Raw genomic sequence first — 21,101 nt, 5'->3', positions numbered from 1 at the left:
AGCGCCGCCCGCAGGGGCAGAACGGTTTAAGCGCAAATCTTGATTTACTCCTCGGACAACCCTGGTAACCGCTGCGTCACTTGCCGTCCGGGGGCCTCTTCCCGTCATTTGCCGCGTCCCGGGATTTCCTGCCGTTCTGGGATATCTTCCCGTCGTGCGTCCCGTCCTGGGTGGGATCAAGGCTGTGCCCGTGTTTCTTCCCGTTCTGGCTGTAGGGAGCCATCCGCGGCGGCGGAAGCTCCTTGATGAGTTCGTTGACTGCATGCGCCAGGAGGTCCCGTTCATGGACCGGCAGTTCCAGGGAACCGTTCAAGTAGGCATCCACTTCGTACTCTCCGGCGGCACCGGTGAAGCTGAAGTAGCGCATCCAGACGGCGCTGAGGGTTATTCCGGCCTCCTCCATGGCCTGTCGGGTCGCTTGCGCCTGGTCCAGGGGTTTCGCGAATTCGTCCACAGGGGGCTCCTATTCGCCGACCGGGCCATCAACAATTTCACTTGCTACCTCCTGCAGTGGTTTTCCCTCTTTGCGGGAGGCGGCAAGCATCACATCCAGCGCCTCGCGCGGCTTGATGTGCAATCTTTCGGCCAAGACTCCCTCGGCACGGGAAATCATGTCCCTGCTGGTCAATGCCTCCACCAGCTGGGAGTTGAGCCGCTTGGTTGCCTCACGGTCGCGGGCGTTGCCCAGCAAGGCTGCGGCCGGGCTGGCCAGCCGTTCGATCAGGAAGACTGAATGGTCGTCGAACACCAGGGGTTCGGGTGAATACACCTTGATTGCCCCGATTCGCCTTCCCTCGGTGGTCAGCGGAGCGCTGAGGACCGACCGCAGCGGCAGGTCGGCGATAGCTTCCGTCCACCGGGGCCAGCGGGTTTCCTGCGTTGTGTCCTGGATGATGATGGCCCGCTGTTCGGCCCAGGCACTGAGGCACGGTCCCTGGCCCAGCTCGTACTGCAGCTTGTCCGCCCGGAGCACCACGGGATCCGTGGCGCCGGCGCTCTCCCGGCGGCCGCGCGCGTTGATGATGGAGGCGCCCGCTCCTGCCGAGTGCGGGATGGAGTCGCGCAGGACGTAGGCCAGGGACTGCACGGCTTTGGACGCATTCTCCTCTGTGAGGAAGCCGCTGGACGCCTGTCCCATCAGCCTGGCCAGCTCATTCGCGAGCGGTTGGGAATTGTCCATGATCGTCACCTTTTCATGCCCGGTAGCGGGGCTGCTGGATTCTGTTGCCGCTCGTTCCCCAAAGGGCTAGAGCGAGTCGAAATGGGTGGTGGGGGTGCTGCCGTCAAACCGGGCGAGCACGGAGAGCGCCACGTCCCTGAGCTTTTCGTTGCGATTGCTCGACGCCGTGATCATGATGTCCACCGCCTCCTGCTGGCTGCAGTTGGTCTGCGCCATGATCACGCCGGCTGCGAGGTCGATGGCCGTTCGGGACTGCATCGCGGCTGCCAGGTCGGCCGCGAGGTCAATCTGCGTCTGGTGTTTCACGCTTAGGCTAAGGGCACGCGCCGCCATCTCCGTGAAATCCAGCAACATGTCCCTGATCTGGACGGGAACATGGCGGGGGTGTGGGCTGTAGCAGTTGAGCGCTGCAGATGCGTCCGGCGTATGGAGCGCGATGGGGACAGCCAGAACGGAACGCATGGGACTTTCAGCCATTGCGGCGACATACCTGGGCCACCTGGTTTCAGTCCGGAAGTCCAGCACCTCGACAGGACGGCCGGTCTTGGCCACTTCCATGCACGGGCCCTGGTTGGAGGCGTACTGTAACTCGTCCATGGCCGCTGCCTCGGGTCCGCTGCTGGCAATGGTGAAGGGCCGGCGCTTCCTCCACACGGTCACGCTGCAGTGGCCCTCGCCCGCTTCCCGGCTGAGTTCGGCATCCGAGATCTGCGCCAGGCGCTGCAGGAAGACAGTCAGGTCAGGGCTGTCCAGGAGCATATCCATCAGGACGTCGGTTCCTGGCTTTGTCAGTTCGTCGTTCACCGTTTCCTCCTGATCAGCTGCCGGCCACCCTTCATCCCCCGTACCCCAGAAAGTCCGGGGCTTGCCATAGGGCAGGAAGAGTGTGGCGTGGATTTCCCCGGATCCCTTTACTAAAACAGTAGTCCCTTCCCCCAAAGGTGCACCTTCCGCGGAGGCGGCCGGCTAAATGTTTTGTGCCAATGCCTCGCCGATGATCCTGGCCCCTTCGGGGTAGGCGCCCGGGTTCGGGCCCGAATAGTTGAGCCGGATGAAGGCGCCTGCGGGTTCGGCCGGGAACCACTCCGTGCCAGCGGCAATGATCACGCCGGCATCCTCACAGTCCCGCACCAGCCGCGGAAGGTCTGTGCTGTCCGGGAGGCGCAGCCACAGGTTCAGCCCGCCCTTGGGCAGGTTGTCGATGTGCGCCTGCGGCACGTGCTCGCGAACGCTGGTGGCCAGCAGGTCCCGTCGTGATTGGAGTTGCCGGCGGAGGTTGCGGAGGTGTGTTTGCCAGCCGGGTTGGGTCACCACATCCAAAGCCGCGGCCTGCAGAAGTCCGCTCACGTACATCGACTCGGCGGCCCGGTGGCCCAGAATGCGTTCCCGCGCCGGTCCGCGCGCGATCACGGCGGCAACGCGGATGGCGGTGGACACACTCTTGGTCAGGGACCTGATGTAGACCACGTGGCCGGAGTCATCCCTGGCGGACAGCGGCATGGGGTCAGAGGTGATGCCGAAGTCGTGCGCCCAGTCGTCCTCCACAAGGAACGCGCCATGCCGGCGGGCCACGTCCAGGATTTCGTCGCCCCGGCCGGGCCCCCACTGCGTCCCGGCCGGATTCGAATAGTTGGGCTGCACGTAAAACGCGCGCGCCCCGGTCTCGGCGAAGGCGCGGTCCACGTCCGCCGGGTCCGGCCCCTCCGGTCCGGCGGGCACCGGGACCAGGCGCACCCCGGTTTGGGCGGCGGCCAGGAGGGCTCCCCAGTAGGACGGTGATTCGATCAGCAGCGGCTGCCCGGCACCCACCAGCGCACGGAAGATGGAACTGAGGCCGCTTTGGCTTCCCGGCAGCACGATGACGTCGTTCGGGGTTGGAGGAGTGATGCCCACCGGGGTTGCCCCGCCGAGTTCCTGGGCGAACCATTGCTGCAGCTCGGGCAGGCCCGCGGCAGGAGGCCGGGCCAGTGCGGCGTCACCCCTGGCGGCCCGGGCCAGGGCCGCCCGGACCAGCCGTTCCGGCAGCAGTTCCCGGTCCGGGTAGCCGGAGTGGAACCAGATGGCGTCGCCCGGAACACTGCGCATGGTGCTCGACGACGACGGCAGCGGGGAGGAGGGCGGCCGCAGCGCAGCGCTCTGCCAGCCATAGTCCGACGGACGTGCTGTGCGGACAGCCCGCACGAACGTCCCCACGCCCGGCCGGCTTTCGATCAATCCCTGCCCCGCCAGTGCCTGCAGCGCCTTCTGCACGGTCACCGGGCTTGCCTGGTACTCGGCTACCAGCTGCCGCGTGGACGGCAGCTGCGCACCAGGAGCCGCGCGCGAGATCCATGCGTGGAGTGCCCCGACAATACGCGAACTGCTATCGTTGGTCATGAGAGAACATAGTAGCGCTACTGTCCTTGCGGGCCCAGTGATACTGCCCCGCAAGCCCGCCGGAACCTGGTGGGCCCTGCTCGGGGTCGCGGCTTTCTCCTTCACCGTTCCCTTCACCCGGGTGGCCGTGGCGGGGATTCCGCCGCTGTTGATTGGTTCCGGCCGTGCCGTGGTGGCAGCAGTCCTCGCGGCTGCGGCCCTCGCCATCACCCGCCAGCGGCTGCCGCAACCCCGCACCTGGCCGCGGCTCGCACTCGTGGCCGCGGGCGTCGTCGTCGGCTTTCCGCTGCTGACCTCCTACGCACTCACTGCCGTGCCGGCCGGGCACGGCTCGGTGGTCATCGCCCTCCTGCCCGCCGCCACTGCAACCGCCGCCATCCTGCGGACCCGTGAACGGGCTCGTCCCGCCTTCTGGGCGGTGATGCTCCTCGGCTCGCTGGCGGCGATCGGCTTTGCGTTCCTGCAGTCCGGCGGTGTGGGGCACCTGCAATGGGCGGACCTCCTGCTGCTCGGTGCCGTGGCCTGCGCAGCGCTGGGTTACGCGGAAGGAGGCTTGCTGGCACGCGAGCTGGGCCCGTGGCAGACCATCGCCTGGGCGCTGGTCCTCGCCTCGCCGGCCATGCTGGTCCTGGCGGTGGCCTCAGTCCTGGACCAGCCCCCGTCCGCCACCCCCACCCAGTGGGCCGCCTTCGGCTACCTCGCAGTAGTGAGCATGTTCCTCGGCTTCTTCGCCTGGTACCGCGGCTTGTCTATCGGCCCCATGGCGCAGGTGAGCCAGATCCAGCTCCTCCAGCCCGTAATGAGTATCGGCTGGGCGGCTCTCCTGCTCGGCGAGACGCTCACCTGGACCACCGTGATCGGCGGCGTTGCCGTCATCCTTTGCGCCGCCGCGGCCGTCCGGGTCCGGCTCAAACCAACCTCCTGACCCCTCGAAAGGACCCCACATGTACACTCCCGCACACTTCGCTGCCCGCCCCGACGCCATCCAGAACCTCCTGGCCGGCTCCGGCGCTGCCAACCTGGTGACCATGACGCACCAGGGCCTGCTGGCCACGCTGCTGCCCTTCACCTTCAATCCCGCAGTGGGGGCCCACGGGGCGCTGCAGGCCCACATGGCGCGGAACAACCCCCAATGGCAAAACACCCCAGCCGGCGAGGCGCTCGCCATCATCCAGGGGCCGGACGACTACATCTCCCCGTCCTGGTACGCCTCCAAGGCCGAGCACGGCCGCGTGGTTCCGACCTGGAACTACAGCACCGTCCACGTGTACGGCGAGCTGGTGGTCCATGACGACGCCGGCTGGCTGGCTCGGCACGTCCGGCAGCTGACCGGGCTGCATGAGAGCGGGCGGGAGCAGCCCTGGGCCGTGGATGACGCGCCGGAGAAGTTCATTGCCGGGCAGCTCCGGGCCATCGTGGGGGTGGAGCTGGTGGTCACCCGGATCGACGCGAAGGAGAAACTGAGCCAGAACCGCTCGGCCGCCGACGCTGAAGGCGTGGCCGACGGGCTCCGGACGCTCGGACGGGAAGCCAGCGCGGCCGCCGTCGAACGCGTCCGTTCCTGAACCCTTGGCTCCTGCTCAGGCTGAACGCTCCAGCAGCACCATCACCTCGTAATGCGTGGTCTGCGGAAACATGTCCAGGACCCGGGCCCGCCGTGCCGTGAAGGAGGGGAGGGCTGCCAGGTCGCGTGCCAGCGACTGGGCGTTGCAGCTGGAGTAGACCACATGCTGCACGTCCGATGATTCCAGCCAGCCGCAGAGCTCCTGGCCGATGCCGCGCCGGGGCGGGTTTACGATCACCAGCTCCGGCGACTGCTCCGCGGCGAGGGCAAACGCGGTGGCATCGCCGGCCCGGAACTCCATCCCCTCCAGCCCTGCCTCATCGCTGCTGAGCTGTGCGGAGACAATCGCTTCGCTGCTGGCTTCGATGCCCGTGACCGTGCGGGACGGGGCGGCGCTGTGCAGGGCGAACCCGCCGACGCCGCAGTACAGGTCCCAGACCGAGACCGGTGCCAGTTCGTTGACCCATTCGCGCCCCTGCCGGTAGAGCGCCCCGGCCATCTCCGTGTTGGTCTGGAAGAAGCTTTGCGGGCGCAGGTGCAGGTTGATGCCGTTGACCCGCATGTTCAGGGTGGACTGCTCCGTCAGCAGGATCTCCCGCTCGCCCTCCAGCACTGCCTTGTGTTCGGGGAGCAGGTTGACCGAGACCACCTTCACCTGCGGCAAGGATGCCAGGAGGTCCGGGAGGTGCTTCCGGATACGCGGCAGCACCTGCTCGGAGCGCAGGACGAGGCGGAGCATGACCTCGCCGTCCGGGGATTCGGTGAGGATGACGTGCTTGAGCTCGCCGGTGCGCTTCGGGACGTCGTAGGGCGTGAGGCGCAGGCGGCGGATGAAGTCGGCCAGGACCGGGAAGACGGCCCGCAGGCCGGGGGAGCAGACGCCGCATTGGCGCAGGTCCACGCCGTGGCCGTCGGCGTCCAGGATCCCGATGGTGGGGTTCTGCGCCGTCCCGCCGATCACCATTTTGGCTTTGTTGCGGAAGCCGGACTCCTGGCTGGCCACGGGCGGGAGCCACTCGAGGTCCGCATGGTCGGAGAGGAGGGTCTGGCAGTGCAGCTGCTTGCCGGCCAGCTGTTCGCCGTAGGGCCTGCCCATCTGGGTGCAGGAGCGGCAGGTGCCGGCATCAAAGTAGGAACAGTGCATGACTGGTCCATTTTACGCGCCCCGCGCTGAAGGCATGGCCGCGGCACCCGGGTGAGTGCCGCCGTCGCGCCTTCCTTCCGGGAACACCACCGTCTCCCCGGGTGTTAAATCCATTGGAGACAGAACGATGGACAACAGAACTTACACAGCACTCATAGTCCCGGCCGGCAATTCCGAGCCCATCCGCAGGGAGCAGGTGCCAGCCAACCTGCAGGCACTGGAAGGCCTGGTGGGCGGGCCGCTGGAGTCGGTGATCCGCGGCGACTGGCATGTCTACCTGAACGCCGAAAGCGTCACCATGCTCCTCCCAATCAACTTCCGCGCCGGCCAGCTGATGCACGAATGCGGCCTGGACCTTGACGGGATCCGCGGCACCGCCGTCTTCCTGGGCCGGGGCGAGCACGGGGCGGAGGCCGACCTCCCGGAACACCTGGCACGGCTCGCCGAGGAGCTGTTCGGGGCGCCGCTGGCCGCCTGAACCTACCCGCGCACCCCGTAGGTGCTGAGCACGTTGCCCTTGCTGGTGGTCTTCTGGTCCTGCAGCACCAGGCGGGTGAGCGCGTCGCCGTCCTCGAACAGCCTTCGGCCGGTCCCGGCGATGACCGGGTGCGTCATCAGCTGCAGCGAATCCAGCAGCCCGGCGAACAGCAGTTGGCGCACCACGGAGATGCTTCCGCACACCGCGATCTCGCCGCCGTCGCGCTCCTTCAAGCCGGCCACGAACTCCTCCAGCGGCGCATCCATCAGCTGGGAGTTTTGCCACTCCAGCGGCCCCGTCAGCGTGCGCGAGGCGACAAACTTTTCCACCGGATTGATGAACGCCGCAAAATCCTGGTCCATTGAGGCATTCGGCCAGTAGTCCGCCCATTCCTGGTAGCTGACCCGGCCCAGGACCACAGTGTCCACGGTGTTCATCATCCGGGTCAGGCCCTCGCCCAACTCGTCGTCGAAGCTGTCGAACTGGAACTTGAAAGGTTCGGACACCACCCCGTCTACGGAGTGGAACAGACCGGCAGTGACGTTGCGCATGGGAGCCTCCAAATATCGAATCGACAGGCCTTACGGTATTAGCCCGTTTCCTTTCCGGGAAGGGCTTTTGTCCCGCGTCTTGGGACCGTGCCTTGGGGCCGGGCACACGCACGACGGCGGATGGCCGCGTTACGTTCATCACTCGCCGTGTCGTCTTGCGCAGTTTCCCGGCGGCAGGGACCCATACTTGAGTTTGAGCGGCTGTTGCCGTCCCCCGGCCAGGCAGGAGGAAGTGCATGGACACCCTGAAAAAAGTCGTGACCAACCAGTATTTTCCCGCCGGCGCCGTATTGGCAGCCGTGCTGCTGTTCTGGATCGTCGCCATGTTAGGCGGACTGTCCCTGCTCAACAACAATCAGCCGCCGCTCACCACCCTGACCTGGATGCTCTTTGTGTACGCGGCCGCCGTGCTGACGCCGCTCGCCGGGTTGCTGGCCGCCGTCGACCTGGTGCGCCGCTGGCGCCGCAACCGCGCCGCCGCACCGGCAGGGTCTTCGGGCGCTGCCACCGACCCTGCCGAGCCTGCACCTGCCGGGCCTTCCCCTGACGGCCCGGCCCAGCCGAAGACTTCCGCACCTGCCCCCAACAAGCCGCAGCGCCCGGGCCGGCAGGAAGCAGCCTAGCTTTTCAGGTCCGCTTACCGTCCCTTTAAGGCGTGGAGGGCTTCCTCGGCGTGATGCAGCGCCTGGTCCAGGCGCTCGCCCGGTTCCGGCAGCGAGAACAGATAGCCCTGCAGCGAGTCGCAGTCCAGCTCCGTGAGGTAGTCCGCCTGGGCTGCCGTCTCGATTCCTTCCGCGGTGACGGTCAAACCCAGGCTGTGTGCCATGTTGATCATGGAGCTGAGGATGGGCAGCCGCTCGTTGCCGGTCCGCACCATGGACACGAACGTCTTGTCGATCTTGACCGTGTCCACGGGCAGGTCCTGCAGTCGGCCCAGGGAGGAATAGCCGGTGCCGAAATCATCCAGCGCCACCCGGGCTCCGGCGTCCCGCACCTTGCTGAGCTGCTGGATCAAGCTGCAGTCGGCGTCGAAAAAGACGGTCTCGGTGACTTCCAGGACCAGCTGGTAGGGCGCCACGCCGCTGGCCTCCGCCAGCTGGAGCACCGTCTCGGCGAAATCCGGTTCCTGCAACTGGACTCCCGAGACGTTCACTGCCAAGGAGCGCGCCGGGTCCTCACTGAGCCACGGGGCCAGCTGCACCATTCCGGTGGCCATCACTTCCGCGCCGATCTCGCTGATGAGGCCCGTGCGCTCGGCGAGGGGAATGAAGATCGACGGCGGCACCCGCTCGCCGCCGCGGTCCCACCTGGCGAGCGCCTCCAGCTGGACCACCTGGCCCATGCGGTGCGACACGATCGGCTGGAAGTCCACGGTGATCTCGCCGCGCTGCACGGCCAGCTGCAGCCCGCTCTCCATGTGCGTGCGCTGCACCAGCGCCTGCATCATGTCCGGGTGGAAGCGCAGGAACCGGTTTTTGCCTGCAGCTTTGGCCGCGTACATGGCAATGTCGGCGTGCCGCAGCAGCTCGGAGGGCCCCACGCTGTCCTGGCCGAGCGAGGCGACACCCAGGCTGAGGCTCGGCCGGAGAACAGTGCCGCTGATAGTCACGGGGACGTGCAGGCAGCGCACGATGCACGCTGCAATTGCGTCCGCGTCCGGGCAGGCGGTCAGGAGCACCACGAACTCGTCGCCGCCCAGCCTTGCCACCACGTCAGCCGTGGGCACGCAGCCGCGCAGCCGGCGGGCCACTTCAATGAGCATGTCGTCGCCTGCCTGGTGGCCAAGGATGTCGTTGACTTCCTTGAAGTCGTCCAGGTCAAGGAGCAGCACATCCACCGTTTTCAGCCGCGGTTCCTGCAGCGACCCGGCCAGGGCATCGTTGAACACGCCCCTGTTGGCGAGCCCGGTCAGCGGGTCCTGGAACGCCATGGCCCGCAGCTTTTCAGTCTGGACGGCTAGGTCCATCATGGCCCGGTGCGCCTGCTCCTGCGCTTTACGCCGCGGCGTCACATCGCGGAAGCTCCATACCCGGCCCACGATCCTGTCGCCCACCCGCTGCGGCCGGGAATACCGCTCAAAGGTCCGCCCGTCGCGCAGCTCCACAACGTCGTGGCTTTCAGCCGCAGGGTCTTCCTGGAGTTCGCCCAGCCGGGCCGTGAAAGCCACCGGTTCAGCCACCTGGGCAATGACCAGCCGCAGGGCAGGCTCGTCGCTGTCCGCGTCAAGAACCCCGGGCGGAAGGCCCCACATGGACAGGAATTGTTCGTTGAATCCGGCCACGCGCCCGTCAATGCCCATCACCAGGATGCCGTCGGCAGTCGACTCGAGAGTGGCTGTCAGCAGCGACATCGCCTCGCGCAGGTTGGCGTCCGCAGCTTTGCGGTGCGCTGTTCCGCGGGCTGAGAGCAGCAGTCTGGGGGCCTCCGTCCCGCCGGGCCCGGAAGCGCCCGCAGCCGTGGTCTCCGCCGCGGGGAGGAGCGCCGCCGCCAGTTCGAGGGGGAACTCTGTCCCGTCTCCGCGCAGACCGGCCACCTCCTTGGGCAGCGGATGCTCCGCGGGCTGGGTGAGGATCTGGTGCAGAAGGTGGGCCACCTGGTCCCGGAAGCCCTCCGCGAACAGTACCCGGTGGTCCAGGCCGGTGAAGGAGTCCGGCGGCAGGCCGAACAGCCGTGCCGCCGCGGCGTTGGCCGCAAGGATGGTGCCGTCCGCATTCAGGGCCAGCAACGCATCCGGACTCGCGTCCATGACCACGCCGAAAGTTTGTAATGCCACGTTGTTGCCACGGTCCAGAAAACCCGTCATTCCACCACCCCCTCGCCATCATAAAGGCCCCGGTGGACATTGGCCGGAAAAGGGCCCGGAAAGGCACTGGCAATTTCATTCTGCGCAGCCCAGGGTGTGACAAGTAAAAAGCGCCGGACTCCCTTTCGGGAGTCCGGCGCTTCCTGCTAATGGATGCGGTGGATAGTGGCTATACCCGACGGCCGCTGCGGTTGGTGACAGCGCCGTAGATCAGCAGCACAATGATCGAGCCGAGAATGGCCAGCAGCCAGGTCCTGAGGTCGAAGAATTCCGCCAGTCCGCCGCCAAAGATCAGCGAACCGATCCAGCCGCCCAGGATGGCCCCGACTACACCCAGGACCAGGGTCACCACCCAGCCGCCCCCTTGGCGGCCCGGCAGGATGGCCTTTGCAATGGCTCCAGCAATCAGGCCCAAAATGAGAAAACCGATAATGCCCATGTTGCCACTCCTTGTCAGTAAGTTGTGCCGGGCCCCCATTTCCGGTGTGATTCATTCAATCAGCAGGCTTACTACTCTGCAAGGCTTTCAGTATTACAGGATGGTTGTCAGTTTTTCCGGTGGAAATGCGTAACCATTCGGCGGACACGACGGCAAAGGCCCTGGTCCTGCGCCGATAGGATGGCAAGTCCCGCAACAGACTCCTCGCAAGAGACGCCGCTCAACGCACCAAGGAGGGCACGCATGACCAGCCGAACCGCCAGGCCCCGTGCCATCTTCCTCGATATCGACGGCACATATGCAGACCACGGCCTCGCTCCGGACGCGCACGTGGATGCCGTACGGACGGCCCGCGAGCTGGGCCATCTGGTCTTTGTCTGCACCGGCCGCCCGTTGTCCATGGTCCCTGGCCACATCCTCAATGCCGGATTCGACGGCACCATCACCGGCGCCGGAGCCAGGGTGGCGGTCGGCGGCGAGATCCTCAGGGACGCACGGTTCGACCCACACCTGGCGGCACGCCTTGTGGAAGCCCTGGACGCCAACAACGCGGCCTACATCCTGGAAGCGCCCGAGGCGCTGTACGGCCGCAGGGGAGTGGACCGGCGGCTGCGGGAGGTGCTTGGGCCCATCTTCGCCGGACGTCCGCAGCACGACGGCGTCCTCAGCACCGACGTTGATCCACTTGAGGACATCCTGGGCCCGATGCAGTACAGCGACGATCTCCGGACAACGTCGTACGCCAAAATTTCGTGCTTCGATTCACCCGTGCCGCTGGCCCGCCTGCTGGAGGCCTTTGGCCCGGAGGTGGGGCTGATCCCCAGTTCCCTGTCGGCGCTGGGTGAGCGCGCGGGGGAGATCTTCATGGCCGGCACCCACAAGGCCGTCGGCATCCAGGCGGTGGAGGCACGGCTCGGGCTGGACCGGGCGGATATCGTTGCCATCGGCGACAGTGCGAACGACATCGAGATGCTTGAATACGCAGGCGTGGGTATTGCGGTGGAGGGCGGCCACCCCGCCGTCCTTGCCGTCGCGGACAGGGTCACCGCGGCACCTGCCGGCAACGGTGTGGCGTTGGCGTTCGCCGAGTTGGGGCTCCTGGGCTAGCCTCAGCGTCCCGCAGCCACCCCCTCCAGGGCTACGGTGGAGGTGCCCAGGCCGCGCACCACCCAGTCCTCTTCCTGCCAGGCCGCTTCATCCAGCACGTTCCGCGCGTCCAGCGGGGGAGTCGCGGATGTCGTCAGTGTCGGGTTTGAAGGAAGCGCCCAGAACGGTGACGAATGCCCGGCCAGCGCCCCGCCGCACAGCTCCGCTGCGAGCCTGACGGTGCGGTCACGTTGGCCGAGGTTCACCGAATCGACCAAACGCATTCAGTCCTCGACGGCCGGCACGCCGAGTGCGGCGGGCTGGGTGCCGAAACTGCGGATGTCCTTGGGCAGGCAGCCGCCACCAAAACCCAGCCCTGCCTGCAGGTACCGGCCCCCGATCCTGGGGTACAGTCCCATCGCTTCACTGAGTTCCCCCCACGTCCGCGCCGGCGGCGTCACACAGTTCAGCGACCGCATTGATGAAACTGACCTCGGTTGCCAGGTACGCGTTGGCGGCGGACTTGATGAGCTCCGCCGTAGCGAAGTTGCAGACCATGCGCGGGATCCCGGCTGCCAGCAGCGGCTCATACACAGCATCCAGCGCTGCCGTCACTTCCAGCGGTGCCCCGGTGGCGGAGCAGGTCCACCGTGCCGACGGGGACGGTGGATTTGCCCACGACGGCGGCGCCCGCAGCCAGGTGCGGCAGCAGGGCTTCCGTGGCGGAGACGAGGAAGGTGAGGTCGGCGGCGTCGGACGTCTTTTCCTGCGGTGTCCCCACGCAGAGGAAATGCACCTGGGCGCCATTGGCCTCTGCCGGGTCCGTCGAGAACCGCAGCCTCCCGTTGGCGCGGCCGTCCTGAAGGAGTCCGCTCAGCCCGGGCTCGTGGAACGGCGCCATGCCCTGGGCCAGCTGCTGCACCTTGCCGGGATCGACGTCGATGCCCACCACCGTGTGGCCGATGGATGCCAACGTTGCAGCGTGGACAGCGCCCAGGTAGCCGAGCCGATCACGGATATCTTCATACTTTGTCTCCCTTGGCGTTGATCGCGCTGACCGGAACGGCCGCGATGGCCTCCTCGTAGTGCTGCACCAGTTCCATGCACAGCGCCGGCCAGGTTCTGTCCTGGACCGAGGCGTGTGCTGCGGCGGCAAATGCACGGCGCTTGGCGTCATCGCCTGTCAAATCCTGTACGCGGGCGCGCATGGCTGAAAGGTCACCGGGCTCGTAGAGCCACCCGGTCCGTGAATTCTCCACCAGGTCCAGTGGGCCGCCCCTGCCCGTGGCCACCACGGGCACGCCCGATGCCATGGCCTCCTGGATGGTTTGGCAGAAGGTTTCAAACTCGCCGGGATGGACGAACAGGTCGAAGGATGCCACGGTGCGGGCCAGGTCCTCGCCGCCCAGGAAGCCGGTAAACACCGCGCCGGGAAGGGCCGATTCCAGGACTGCGCGCTGCGGCCCGTCACCCACGATCACCAACTTCGTGTTGGGGATACCGCGGAGGGCTGCGAGGTCTTCCACCTGCTTTTCCACGGCAAGCCTGCCCACGTATCCGATGATCCGCTCACCGTTGGGGGCAACCGAACCCCGCCAGCCGCCGTCGCGCTTCCCCGGCGAGAACCGCGCCGTGTCCACACCCCGGCGCCACATCCGCACGCGCGGTATGCCCCGGCCGCGCAGCTGGTCCAGCGCGAACGTGGAGGGCGCCAGGGTGCGCGTGGCCAGCAGGTGGATGTTCTCCACCCGGGTCCAGGCCCAGTTTTCCAGGAAGGGCACGCCGTACCGGGCGGCGTAGCCGGGGACCTCGGTCTGGTAGACAGCCACGGTCGGGATCCTGAGCTGGCTGGCCGCCTGGGCCGCACGCCATCCCAGCACGAAGGGCGAGGCAAGGTGCACCACGTCGGGCGCGTACTCGGCAAGGATTCGCTTGACCCGGTACACACCTCCCATGGCCACCCGGACATTTGCGTAACCGGCCAGCGGGACCGCCGGAAGCCTGTGCACCCCGGCCCCTTTGACCTGGCCGGCCGGCTCCCCATCAGGTGCGGAAGGGGCAATGACCAGGACGTCGTCACCCCGCTCCCTGAGATGGTCCAGGACCCGCAGGATTGAGTGCGTGACACCGTTCATCAACGGCAAAAAAGATTCGGCAACGATTGCGATCTTCACCCCTCAACCGTGGGCTTCTTCCTTGAAATGACGGGGGAGAACGCATGACCCTGAGGAGAAGCCCGGATGAACAGCGGGCCCCGGTCTAAAAAAAATTTACTAAGTAGGCTTTGCATTCGATGCTAAGCATGCTTACGGTAGTGGGGCAGTCAGCGCAGCCTCAAGCAACGGGGCAGGAAGCCGGATGACGGGAAACTGCCCCGGTCCGGAAAATCCAACGCTGGCAGACCCAGTGCAAAGACAATCCAAGGAGACGTCATGCTCAACAGGGAAAACCTTGAAAACCTGCTCACCAAGGGCGGAAACGTCGTCGGATCCGACGGCTCCAAGATCGGTTCAATCGGCCAGCTGTACGCAGACGACGACACGGGCGAACCCACATGGGTCACCGTCAAGACGGGCCTTTTCGGCACTTCCGAATCTTTCGTGCCGGTTGAGGGCGCACACGACCAGGGCGGAGACCTGGTGGTTCCCTTCAGCAAGGAGCACGTCAAGGACGCCCCCCGCGTGGACGCCGACGGCCACCTCAGCCCCGAGGAAGAGGACCGGCTGTACACCTACTACGACCGTGGAGCACGGACCTACACGGAGGCGACCTCCGGGTACGACACATCCGACATTGCAAGCTCCGGCACCAGGAACGACGTCGATTTCCAGGGCGACGCGGACCTGAACGCAGGCACCCCCACGGCCGGCATCGCCGCCGAACGGGACACCCACAACCGCGGAACTGTTGGCTACGACACCTCCGGCCCCACCACCGACGACGCCATGACGCGGTCCGAGGAACAGCTGCACGTGGGCACGGAGCGTGAGGCCGCCGGCCGGGCACGGCTGCGGAAGTACGTCACCACCGAGAACGTCACCAAGACCATCCCGGTGGAGCGTGAGGAAGTCCGGATCGAGCGTGAGCCGATCACGGATGCCAACCGCGGCGCAGCCCTCGACGGCCCTGCCATCAGCGAAGAAGAGCACGAGGTGATCCTGCACGAGGAGCGCCCGGTGGTGGAAAAGGAAGCTGTTCCGGTGGAGCGGGTCCGTCTGGACAAGGAAACCATCCGCGACGACGTCACCGTCAACGAGGAAGTCCGCAAGGAAAACATCGAAACAGACGGCGACCACCGTCGCTGATCGGGGCGGGGGCTTGTCCCCCTTGTCCCTGCGGGCGTGCTGGTTGGACCAGCAGCCCTGACACGGTGAACGGCGCCGGGAGCCAAACTTGGGGGCTCCCGGCGCCGCACCCTTTTAAACGGCAGCCGTTTAAAAGGGTGCGGCCGTTTAAAACGCTGGTGCAGCCGCGCTGGAAGCGGTGGCTGCACCAGCCAGTAGGACGAATATCTTCAGAACTTACGGTTCATCTCTCATTCGCGGCTCCTGTTTTCCCGGTTTACGACAATCCGGGCCCTTTGCTGGCGGTGATCACACGCTTCGGCCAGCAGAAATCGCAGTACCCCTTCGACGGGGCGGCGGGTGTTGGTTTCTACCAATTTTACGGCTGGCCCCCGGAAAAAGCGCCGGGCGCAAGCGCATTTGGTTGATGATCACAGCTGCCGCGGAGCCTGTCGCTCCCGGGCGGAGCGCACGCTCCGTGACACCATGGAACACGATGAAACTGCGCGCTGATCAGACCGGAGACCGTGGCCTTCCCATGCCGTTATGGCTGCAGGGCGCCCTTGAAACAGCGCAGGCGGCGATCATTTCCGCACTGGTGGTGGTGGCACCCATCCTTGCCGTGTGGGCCACGGCCGGTTTCCAGAACGGACAGTTCGACGTCCTTGCAAGGCTGGCCGGCCAGTCCTGGCTCCTGGTCCACGGTGTGCCGCTGGAACTTACGGGCGCCGGACCCGGGCCCGCCACCCATGGCGGGTCGGGCATGCTGAGCCTGATTCCCCTGGGCCTCACCTTGATCCCGTTCCTCCTTGCCTGGCGTGCCGGCCGCAGGCTGGCCCGCGCCTCCTACACGGACCAGCTCTGGCAGGCACTGCTGGGTTCGTGGGCGGTCTACGCCGCATTCGGCGCGGCCACCGCCTTCGTGTGCCGCACCAGCGACGTCGTCATCAATCTCTGGTACGCGATGCTGGTTCCGCTGATCCCGTACGGCCTGGGAATGGTGATCGGGGCCCGACGGGAAGCAGGTTCCTGGAGCCGGCTGATCGGCGTCGACGCGGTGGACTGGATCTCGCGCACCAGCCAGCATTCCCGTTGGGCGGGGTCATACTTCGCATCTGTGGCGAAAGCAGGATTCGTTGCCGTGGCATCCGCCCTCGCCATGGCGGCTGCGCTCCTGGCACTTGACCTGTTCATCCACTGGAACCTGGTGGTCTCCGTCTACGAAGCGCTCGACGCCGGCCCGGTGGGAGGCGCGGCCCTCACCATCGCGCAGCTCGGCTTCCTGCCCAACCTTGTAGTCTTCGCCCTTGCCTGGACGTCCGGCGCCGGCTTCGCGATGGGAGTCGGCTCCCAGGTGGGTCCGCTGGCCACGGCGGTGGGGCCGCTTCCGTCCATACCCGTTCTGGCGGCCATCCCGTCCGGGCCCCTGGATTACGCCCTTGTGGCGCTGCTGGTCCCGGTGCTGGCAGGTGTCATGGCCGGGTGGTGGTTCCTCAGGGAAGGCGAAAACCACTTCGACGAATGGCTCGCCATCAAGATCCGCACCCGCTGGTTCACGGCAAGTGTCTCCACCCTGGTGCTCGGAGCTTTGGCCGGGCTGGCTGCCGGACTGCTGACCATGTGCCTGGCCTGGATTGCCAGGGGCTCAGCCGGCCTTGGCCGCCTGACAGCCATCGGGCCCGATCCGCTGTGGACGGGACTGTGGGTGGCTGCGGAGGTGGGCATCGGCGTCGTGATCGGCTACGCAGCCGGACCATGGCTGGAACGGGAGAAAACCCGCACTGTGGACCGCGACGCGGAACTGGTCCACTAGGAACCGGTCCCCGCTAGCGCACCTTGGTGGGCAACACGTCCTGGAACTGCACCATGCAGGCGTGGGTGGCGCGGTCCGTCAGCGCCCGGCCCAGGCAGGCCTGGTACTCGCGCACCTGGTCGAACAGGACGAAGGTGGTGACTATCAGCAGCACCATGACGGCGGCAACCACCAGGCCGGAAATGGTGCCGAAGAGAACCAGCTTTGACTCCCTCAGCCGGACGGCCCGCACCAGCAGGACAATCCCCAGGACCAGGCCGGCGGCGGTCAGCACGGTTGCCAGCCAGAGGTACCCGACGTCCAGCTGGTAGACGAAGAACGCACCGAGCACCGACACAACGAACATCCGGAACAGGGTGTGGGTCTTGGCGAGGGAGGCCTTAGCCGCCTCGGCGCGCGGGGGGTTGACCTGCTGCTGCCCGCTCCGGCCCGGTTCGCTGTTCATGTTTTCCAGCGTACGCGAGCCTGCACCTAAGCTGGACCAATGCGTATCGTCGTCCTCGTTTCCGGAACCGGGTCCAATCTCCAGGCCGTTATTGACGCCGTGAAGGCGGGGGAGCTCGATGTGGAAATCGCTGCGGTGGGCGCTGACCGTGAAGGGACGTACGGCGTCGAACGCTCTGCGGCGGCGGGCATCCCCACTTTCGTGGTGGACTTCAAGGCCTACCCGGACCGCGCCGACTGGAACGCCGCGCTTACCGACGCCGTGGCCGCCTACAAGCCGGACGTGGTGGTCTCCTCCGGGTTTATGCGGATCGTCAGCCCGAGCTTCATTGACGCGTTCAACGGAAGGTACCTCAACACGCACCCCGCGCTGCTCCCTGCCTTCCCGGGGGCCCACGGCGTGCGCGACGCAATGGCCTACGGCGTCAAAGTCACGGGCTGCACTGTGCACTGGGCCGACGCCGGCGTGGACACAGGTCCCATCATCGCCCAGGAAGCCGTGGCCATCGAGGGTTCCGACACCGAGGAAACCCTGCACGAGCGCATCAAGGTGGTGGAGCGCCGGCTCCTGGTCTCCACGCTGGCCACCCTCGCCGCAGACCCGGGATATTCCGCCGCCTAGCGCGGGTTACTGCAGGCGGCGCTGGCGCGTTTCCGGGGAGAAGAACGCCATCCACACTACGGAAACCAGGACCAGGGCACCGGCCAGGGCGAAGGACGTGGCCAGGCCCAACTCCGGCCAGAAGTAGTTGGCGAAGATCAGCGGCCCGAAGCCTGCGCCGAGCCGCGAGAACGTGGACGCCCAGCCAAATCCGGTGCCCCGCAGCTCGGTGGGGTAGAGCTCGGACACGTAGGCGTACAGGACCGGAATGGCCACCTGCACCACGAACCCGAACACGAGCAGCCAGAACACCGCGGCCGTTGGGATGTCCACCACGAACGCCACGATCACCAGGGTCAGCGCGGACATCGGCCCCGTGATGGCAAGGATCCACTTTCGACCCACTCGTTCCACCAGGAGGGCAGCCACCACCACGCCCAGGAACCCGACGGCGGCCATGGACGCAGTGGTGACGAACGCCTTGTACTCGGCGAACCCTGCGCCGATCAGGATCCTGGGCATCCAGGTCAGGGACAGGTAGTAGACCAGCAGGATGCTGAAGAACAGGGACCAGGCCGCTGCGGTGATCTTCCAGTTGAACTGCCACACGGAGCGCAGCTGGGTCCATGCGCTGCCGGCGGAGAGGCGCGGGACATCCCTGGCGTCGGGGAGGCTGTAGGCGCGCGGTTCCGCCCCGGTGGCCTCCACCAGCCCGTCAATGATCCGGGCCGCTTCCTCGCGCCGGCCTTTCCGGATGAGGAACAGGGGGGACTCCGGCACGCTGCGCCGGACCCAGAAGACCAGGAGTGCGGGCAGGACCATCACCAGCATGGTGAGGCGCCAGTCGCCGGACAGGGCCACCAGCCCGGCGGAGACGAAGCCGGCCAGCGCCGCGCCGATCGGCCACCAGCCGTCCATGGCGGTGAGTACCTTCCCGCGCTGTTTCCGCGGTGTGAACTCGCCAACCAGCGCGTAGTCCACGGGGATGCAGCCGCCCAGGCCAAAGCCGGCCAGGAACCGGAAGGCGCAGAACCAGATGAAGTCGGGGGCGAACGCGCCCAGGACGGTGAACACCGAGAACAGCAGCAAGGTGGCCGTGAACGCCTTCTTGCGCCCCACCGTGTCCGCGACCGTTCCCCAGACGAAGGCACCCAGGGCCATCCCGATCAGGTTGGAGGTACCAACCCAAGCGGCCTCGCCAGCGGAGAGGGCCCAGTGCTTGGACAGCAACGGAATCAGGATGCCGTTAAGCGTCACATCCCAGGCGTCGAACATGAAGCCGAGGCCCCCCACCAGGAAGATCCTGCCCTGGACTTTCCATCGCCAGGGCAGTTCCTGGACCACCTGTTCGCCGCTGGGCACAGTGGTGTAAGTATTCATCGCCGCCTCCTGTGAAAACTTTAGCCCGCCTCACCGCGTTCACACTCCGGCGGACACACGGGGCAACCGCGTCCTTCGCGATAAACTGGCCCTATCCCCACCAACCGCGGCCCTGGTCCGCGAGATAAGACGGAGACATTTGTGAGCTTCACGCAGCATGAGCGCGTATCCATTGACCGTGTACCCATTCGCCGGGCCCTGATCTCGGTCTACGACAAGACCGGTCTGGAGGAGCTCGCGCAGGGCCTGCATGCAGCGGGCGTCAAGCTGGTCTCCACCGGGTCCACGGCCAAGAAGATCGCCGCCGCGGGCATCCCCGTGCAGGAGGTGGAGGAAGTCACCGGTTCGCCCGAGATGCTGGACGGCCGCGTCAAGACCCTGCACCCGCGCGTCCACGGCGGCATCCTGGCGGACCGCCGCGTCCCCGCGCACATGGAAACGCTTGCCAGCATGGACATCGAGGCCTTCGACCTGGTGGTGGTGAACCTCTACCCGTTCGTGGAGACCGTCAAGTCCGGTGCCGCGCAGGACGACGTCGTGGAGCAGATCGACATCGGGGGCCCCGCCATGGTGCGCTCGGCAGCCAAGAACCACGCCGCCGTCGCCATCGTTGTGGATCCCGGCTTCTATGGCCAGGTTGTGGAGGCCGCCGCCGCCGGTGGTTTCGACCTGAAGACCCGCCGCCGCCTCGCCGCCAAGGCCTTCGCCCACACCGCGTCCTACGACAACGCCGTGGCCACCTGGACCGCCAGCCAGTTCCTGGATGAGGACGGCGACGGCGTCATCGACTGGCCAGCCTACGCGGGCCTGTCCCTGGAACGCTCCGAGGTACTTCGCTACGGCGAGAACCCACACCAGCAGGCTGCCCTCTACGTGGACAAGGCAGCGCCGATGGGCATCGCCCAGGCTGACCAGCTGCACGGCAAGGCCATGAGCTACAACAACTTCGTTGACGCCGACGCCGCCCTGCGGGCCGCCTACGACTTCGCCGAGCCCGCCGTCGCCATCATCAAGCACGCCAACCCGTGCGGCGTGGCCGTGGGTTCGGCTGACGCCGCCGATCCCATCGCCGACGCCCACGCCAAGGCCCACGCCTGCGACCCCGTCTCTGCATTCGGTGGCGTCATTGCCGCCAACCGCACCGTCACCGCAGGCATGGCCAACACGGTCAAGGACATCTTCACCGAGGTGGTCATCGCCCCCGGCTTCGAACCCGAGGCTGTCGAAATCCTCTCCAAGAAGAAGAACATCCGCTTGCTGGCCCTGCCCGAGGGTTACGGCCGTTACCCCACGGAGTTCCGCCAGGTCTCGGGCGGGATGCTGGTCCAGGTCACGGACAAGGTGGACGCCGACGGCGACAACCCCGCCAACTGGACCCTCGCCGCGGGTGAAACCGCTGACGAGAAGACCCTCGCGGACCTCGCCTTTGCCTGGACCGCGTGCCGGGCCGCCAAGTCCAACGCCATCCTCCTCGCCGAGAACGGCGCCGCGGTGGGCATCGGCATGGGCCAGGTCAACCGCCTGGACTCCTGCCGCCTGGCCGTGGAGCGGGCCAACACCCTGGGCGTCACGGTGGAGTCCGACGTCGAAGGTGCCGGCGGCGCTTCCAATGCCAGCGGCGCCGGCGCACCCCAGCGCGCCCAGGGAGCCGTGGCAGCCTCCGACGCGTTCTTCCCGTTCGCCGACGGCCTGCAGATCCTGATCGACGCCGGCGTCCGCGCCGTGGTGCAGCCCGGCGGCTCCGTCCGCGACGACGAGGTAATTGCGGCAGCGAACGCGGCCGGCATCACGATGTACTTCACGGGCGCCCGCCACTTCTTCCACTAGTCCCCGCCGGCCCCCTAACCTCGCAAGCTCGGCCAGGGGACCCTGCCGGCGTGGGCCCACCCGCCGGCCCCCTAACCTCGCAAGCTCGGCCAGGGGACCCTGCCGGCGTGGGCCCACCCGCCGGCCCCCTA

24 protein-coding genes are annotated in these 21,101 nt (G+C 66.9%); 9 read left to right on the top strand and 15 right to left on the bottom strand.

Annotation, left to right across the window (positions count from 1 at the left end):
* Positions 1-76: 76 nt before the first annotated feature.
* From QF031_RS14475 to QF031_RS14460, 4 genes are all read right to left on the bottom strand, one after another.
* Entirely contained in the window at positions 77-454 is a 378-nt protein-coding gene (locus QF031_RS14475; protein ID WP_307429449.1) for a hypothetical protein, read from the bottom strand.
* A gap of 9 nt (positions 455-463) precedes the next feature.
* A complete protein-coding gene (locus QF031_RS14470; protein WP_307429447.1) occupies positions 464-1,180 on the bottom strand; it encodes a GAF and ANTAR domain-containing protein in 717 nt (238 codons plus the stop codon).
* A 66-nt stretch (positions 1,181-1,246) separates the two neighbouring features.
* Positions 1,247-1,984 carry a GAF and ANTAR domain-containing protein gene (locus QF031_RS14465; RefSeq protein ID WP_307429444.1) on the bottom strand — a complete coding sequence of 246 codons (738 nt, stop codon included), beginning with the start codon at positions 1,982-1,984 and terminating at the stop codon, positions 1,247-1,249.
* A gap of 162 nt (positions 1,985-2,146) precedes the next feature.
* Positions 2,147-3,556, bottom strand: coding sequence for an aminotransferase-like domain-containing protein (locus QF031_RS14460; RefSeq protein ID WP_307429441.1), 1,410 nt, complete (start codon positions 3,554-3,556; stop codon positions 2,147-2,149).
* Between QF031_RS14460 and QF031_RS14455 the strand changes: the two genes are divergently transcribed.
* Positions 3,555-4,481, top strand: a complete 927-nt coding sequence (locus tag QF031_RS14455) for a DMT family transporter (RefSeq protein WP_307429438.1) — start codon at positions 3,555-3,557, stop codon at positions 4,479-4,481. The genes QF031_RS14460 and QF031_RS14455 overlap by 2 nt on opposite strands.
* 19 nt (positions 4,482-4,500) lie before the next feature.
* Positions 4,501-5,121 (top strand): FMN-binding negative transcriptional regulator, encoded by a 621-nt coding sequence (locus QF031_RS14450; RefSeq protein WP_307429436.1) that lies wholly within the window; start codon positions 4,501-4,503, stop codon positions 5,119-5,121.
* A 15-nt stretch (positions 5,122-5,136) separates the two neighbouring features.
* Here QF031_RS14450 and rlmC read toward each other — a convergent pair whose 3' ends face one another.
* A complete protein-coding gene (rlmC, locus tag QF031_RS14445; RefSeq protein ID WP_307429433.1) occupies positions 5,137-6,264 on the bottom strand; it encodes a 23S rRNA (uracil(747)-C(5))-methyltransferase RlmC in 1,128 nt (375 codons plus the stop codon).
* Between the two features lie 127 nt (positions 6,265-6,391).
* On the opposite strand from rlmC, the gene QF031_RS14440 reads away from it, so the two are divergent.
* Positions 6,392-6,742, top strand: coding sequence for a DUF3846 domain-containing protein (locus QF031_RS14440; protein ID WP_307429431.1), 351 nt, complete (start codon positions 6,392-6,394; stop codon positions 6,740-6,742).
* A 2-nt stretch (positions 6,743-6,744) separates the two neighbouring features.
* On the opposite strand, the gene QF031_RS14435 is transcribed toward QF031_RS14440, so the two are convergent.
* Positions 6,745-7,293 (bottom strand): dihydrofolate reductase family protein, encoded by a 549-nt coding sequence (locus tag QF031_RS14435; protein WP_307429428.1) that lies wholly within the window; start codon positions 7,291-7,293, stop codon positions 6,745-6,747.
* 236 nt (positions 7,294-7,529) lie between these two features.
* Between QF031_RS14435 and QF031_RS14430 the strand changes: the two genes are divergently transcribed.
* Positions 7,530-7,916, top strand: coding sequence for a hypothetical protein (locus tag QF031_RS14430; RefSeq protein ID WP_307429425.1), 387 nt, complete (start codon positions 7,530-7,532; stop codon positions 7,914-7,916).
* Positions 7,917-7,930: 14 nt separating this feature from the next.
* Here QF031_RS14430 and QF031_RS14425 read toward each other — a convergent pair whose 3' ends face one another.
* Both QF031_RS14425 and QF031_RS14420 read right to left on the bottom strand, forming a co-directional pair.
* Positions 7,931-10,039: a putative bifunctional diguanylate cyclase/phosphodiesterase gene (locus tag QF031_RS14425; protein WP_307433387.1), complete on the bottom strand. Its 2,109-nt coding sequence runs from the start codon at positions 10,037-10,039 to the stop codon at positions 7,931-7,933.
* A gap of 226 nt (positions 10,040-10,265) precedes the next feature.
* Positions 10,266-10,535: a GlsB/YeaQ/YmgE family stress response membrane protein gene (locus QF031_RS14420; protein WP_056332502.1), complete on the bottom strand. Its 270-nt coding sequence runs from the start codon at positions 10,533-10,535 to the stop codon at positions 10,266-10,268.
* A gap of 243 nt (positions 10,536-10,778) precedes the next feature.
* Here QF031_RS14420 and QF031_RS14415 point away from each other — a divergent pair, with 243 nt between their 5' ends.
* On the top strand, positions 10,779-11,642 hold the full coding sequence (locus QF031_RS14415; protein ID WP_307429422.1) for an HAD family hydrolase: 864 nt from the start codon (positions 10,779-10,781) through the stop codon (positions 11,640-11,642).
* A 2-nt stretch (positions 11,643-11,644) separates the two neighbouring features.
* Here QF031_RS14415 and QF031_RS14410 read toward each other — a convergent pair whose 3' ends face one another.
* From QF031_RS14410 to QF031_RS14390, 5 genes are read right to left on the bottom strand one after another with little or no spacing between them, the layout of a single operon-like run.
* Positions 11,645-11,905 carry a hypothetical protein gene (locus QF031_RS14410; RefSeq protein WP_307429420.1) on the bottom strand — a complete coding sequence of 87 codons (261 nt, stop codon included), beginning with the start codon at positions 11,903-11,905 and terminating at the stop codon, positions 11,645-11,647.
* Positions 11,906-12,040, bottom strand: a complete 135-nt coding sequence (locus tag QF031_RS14405; protein WP_307429417.1) for a hypothetical protein — start codon at positions 12,038-12,040, stop codon at positions 11,906-11,908.
* A 4-nt stretch (positions 12,041-12,044) separates the two neighbouring features.
* Complete coding sequence (locus QF031_RS14400; protein WP_307429411.1) at positions 12,045-12,236, bottom strand: hypothetical protein; 192 nt, start codon at positions 12,234-12,236, stop codon at positions 12,045-12,047.
* On the bottom strand, positions 12,208-12,594 hold the full coding sequence (locus tag QF031_RS14395) for a hypothetical protein (protein WP_307429408.1): 387 nt from the start codon (positions 12,592-12,594) through the stop codon (positions 12,208-12,210). Before QF031_RS14395 ends, QF031_RS14400 begins: the two co-directional genes overlap by 29 nt.
* 49 nt (positions 12,595-12,643) lie before the next feature.
* Positions 12,644-13,795: a glycosyltransferase family 4 protein gene (locus tag QF031_RS14390; protein ID WP_307429405.1), complete on the bottom strand. Its 1,152-nt coding sequence runs from the start codon at positions 13,793-13,795 to the stop codon at positions 12,644-12,646.
* Between the two features lie 258 nt (positions 13,796-14,053).
* On the opposite strand from QF031_RS14390, the gene QF031_RS14385 reads away from it, so the two are divergent.
* Positions 14,054-14,926, top strand: coding sequence for a PRC and DUF2382 domain-containing protein (locus QF031_RS14385; protein ID WP_307429402.1), 873 nt, complete (start codon positions 14,054-14,056; stop codon positions 14,924-14,926).
* 475 nt (positions 14,927-15,401) lie between these two features.
* The gene (locus QF031_RS14380; RefSeq protein WP_307429400.1) at positions 15,402-16,718 is read left to right on the top strand and encodes a cell division protein PerM; all 1,317 of its coding nucleotides are present in this window, start codon (positions 15,402-15,404) and stop codon (positions 16,716-16,718) included.
* A gap of 13 nt (positions 16,719-16,731) precedes the next feature.
* Here the strand turns inward: QF031_RS14380 and QF031_RS14375 are convergent, their stop codons facing one another.
* Positions 16,732-17,163 (bottom strand): hypothetical protein, encoded by a 432-nt coding sequence (locus QF031_RS14375; RefSeq protein WP_307429397.1) that lies wholly within the window; start codon positions 17,161-17,163, stop codon positions 16,732-16,734.
* 39 nt (positions 17,164-17,202) lie between these two features.
* Here QF031_RS14375 and purN point away from each other — a divergent pair, with 39 nt between their 5' ends.
* On the top strand, positions 17,203-17,784 hold the full coding sequence (purN, locus tag QF031_RS14370; protein WP_307429395.1) for a phosphoribosylglycinamide formyltransferase: 582 nt from the start codon (positions 17,203-17,205) through the stop codon (positions 17,782-17,784).
* Between the two features lie 6 nt (positions 17,785-17,790).
* Here the strand turns inward: purN and QF031_RS14365 are convergent, their stop codons facing one another.
* A complete protein-coding gene (locus tag QF031_RS14365) occupies positions 17,791-19,143 on the bottom strand; it encodes an MFS transporter (protein ID WP_307429391.1) in 1,353 nt (450 codons plus the stop codon).
* 141 nt (positions 19,144-19,284) lie between these two features.
* Between QF031_RS14365 and purH the strand changes: the two genes are divergently transcribed.
* Entirely contained in the window at positions 19,285-20,970 is a 1,686-nt protein-coding gene (purH, locus tag QF031_RS14360; protein ID WP_307429389.1) for a bifunctional phosphoribosylaminoimidazolecarboxamide formyltransferase/IMP cyclohydrolase, read from the top strand.
* Positions 20,971-21,101 lie beyond the last annotated feature (131 nt).

It is taken from the genome of Pseudarthrobacter defluvii, assembly GCF_030816725.1.
Taxonomy (GTDB): domain Bacteria; phylum Actinomycetota; class Actinomycetes; order Actinomycetales; family Micrococcaceae; genus Arthrobacter; species Arthrobacter defluvii_A.
Note: the sequence above shows the minus strand (reverse complement) of the source record. Positions and strands in the feature narration are given on the sequence as shown.

Bases quoted from the DNA above. Each gene is read 5' to 3' on its own strand.
- QF031_RS14380 (WP_307429400.1), top strand. From the start codon at position 15,402: ATGAAACTGCGCGCTGATCAGACCGGAGACCGTGGCCTTCCCATGCCG.
- QF031_RS14415 (WP_307429422.1), top strand. From the start codon at position 10,779: ATGACCAGCCGAACCGCCAGGCCCCGTGCCATCTTCCTCGATATCGAC.
- QF031_RS14430 (WP_307429425.1), top strand. From the start codon at position 7,530: ATGGACACCCTGAAAAAAGTCGTGACCAACCAGTATTTTCCCGCCGGC.
- QF031_RS14460 (WP_307429441.1), bottom strand. From the start codon at position 3,556: ATGACCAACGATAGCAGTTCGCGTATTGTCGGGGCACTCCACGCATGG.
- QF031_RS14425 (WP_307433387.1), bottom strand. From the start codon at position 10,039: ATGGACGCGAGTCCGGATGCGTTGCTGGCCCTGAATGCGGACGGCACC.
- QF031_RS14410 (WP_307429420.1), bottom strand. From the start codon at position 11,905: ATGCGTTTGGTCGATTCGGTGAACCTCGGCCAACGTGACCGCACCGTC.
- QF031_RS14405 (WP_307429417.1), bottom strand. From the start codon at position 12,040: ATGGGACTGTACCCCAGGATCGGGGGCCGGTACCTGCAGGCAGGGCTG.
- QF031_RS14385 (WP_307429402.1), top strand. From the start codon at position 14,054: ATGCTCAACAGGGAAAACCTTGAAAACCTGCTCACCAAGGGCGGAAAC.
- QF031_RS14470 (WP_307429447.1), bottom strand. From the start codon at position 1,180: ATGGACAATTCCCAACCGCTCGCGAATGAGCTGGCCAGGCTGATGGGA.
- QF031_RS14450 (WP_307429436.1), top strand. From the start codon at position 4,501: ATGTACACTCCCGCACACTTCGCTGCCCGCCCCGACGCCATCCAGAAC.
- QF031_RS14440 (WP_307429431.1), top strand. From the start codon at position 6,392: ATGGACAACAGAACTTACACAGCACTCATAGTCCCGGCCGGCAATTCC.
- QF031_RS14435 (WP_307429428.1), bottom strand. From the start codon at position 7,293: ATGCGCAACGTCACTGCCGGTCTGTTCCACTCCGTAGACGGGGTGGTG.
- purN (WP_307429395.1), top strand. From the start codon at position 17,203: ATGCGTATCGTCGTCCTCGTTTCCGGAACCGGGTCCAATCTCCAGGCC.
- rlmC (WP_307429433.1), bottom strand. From the start codon at position 6,264: ATGCACTGTTCCTACTTTGATGCCGGCACCTGCCGCTCCTGCACCCAG.
- QF031_RS14420 (WP_056332502.1), bottom strand. From the start codon at position 10,535: ATGGGCATTATCGGTTTTCTCATTTTGGGCCTGATTGCTGGAGCCATT.
- QF031_RS14375 (WP_307429397.1), bottom strand. From the start codon at position 17,163: ATGAACAGCGAACCGGGCCGGAGCGGGCAGCAGCAGGTCAACCCCCCG.
- QF031_RS14365 (WP_307429391.1), bottom strand. From the start codon at position 19,143: ATGAATACTTACACCACTGTGCCCAGCGGCGAACAGGTGGTCCAGGAA.
- QF031_RS14455 (WP_307429438.1), top strand. From the start codon at position 3,555: ATGAGAGAACATAGTAGCGCTACTGTCCTTGCGGGCCCAGTGATACTG.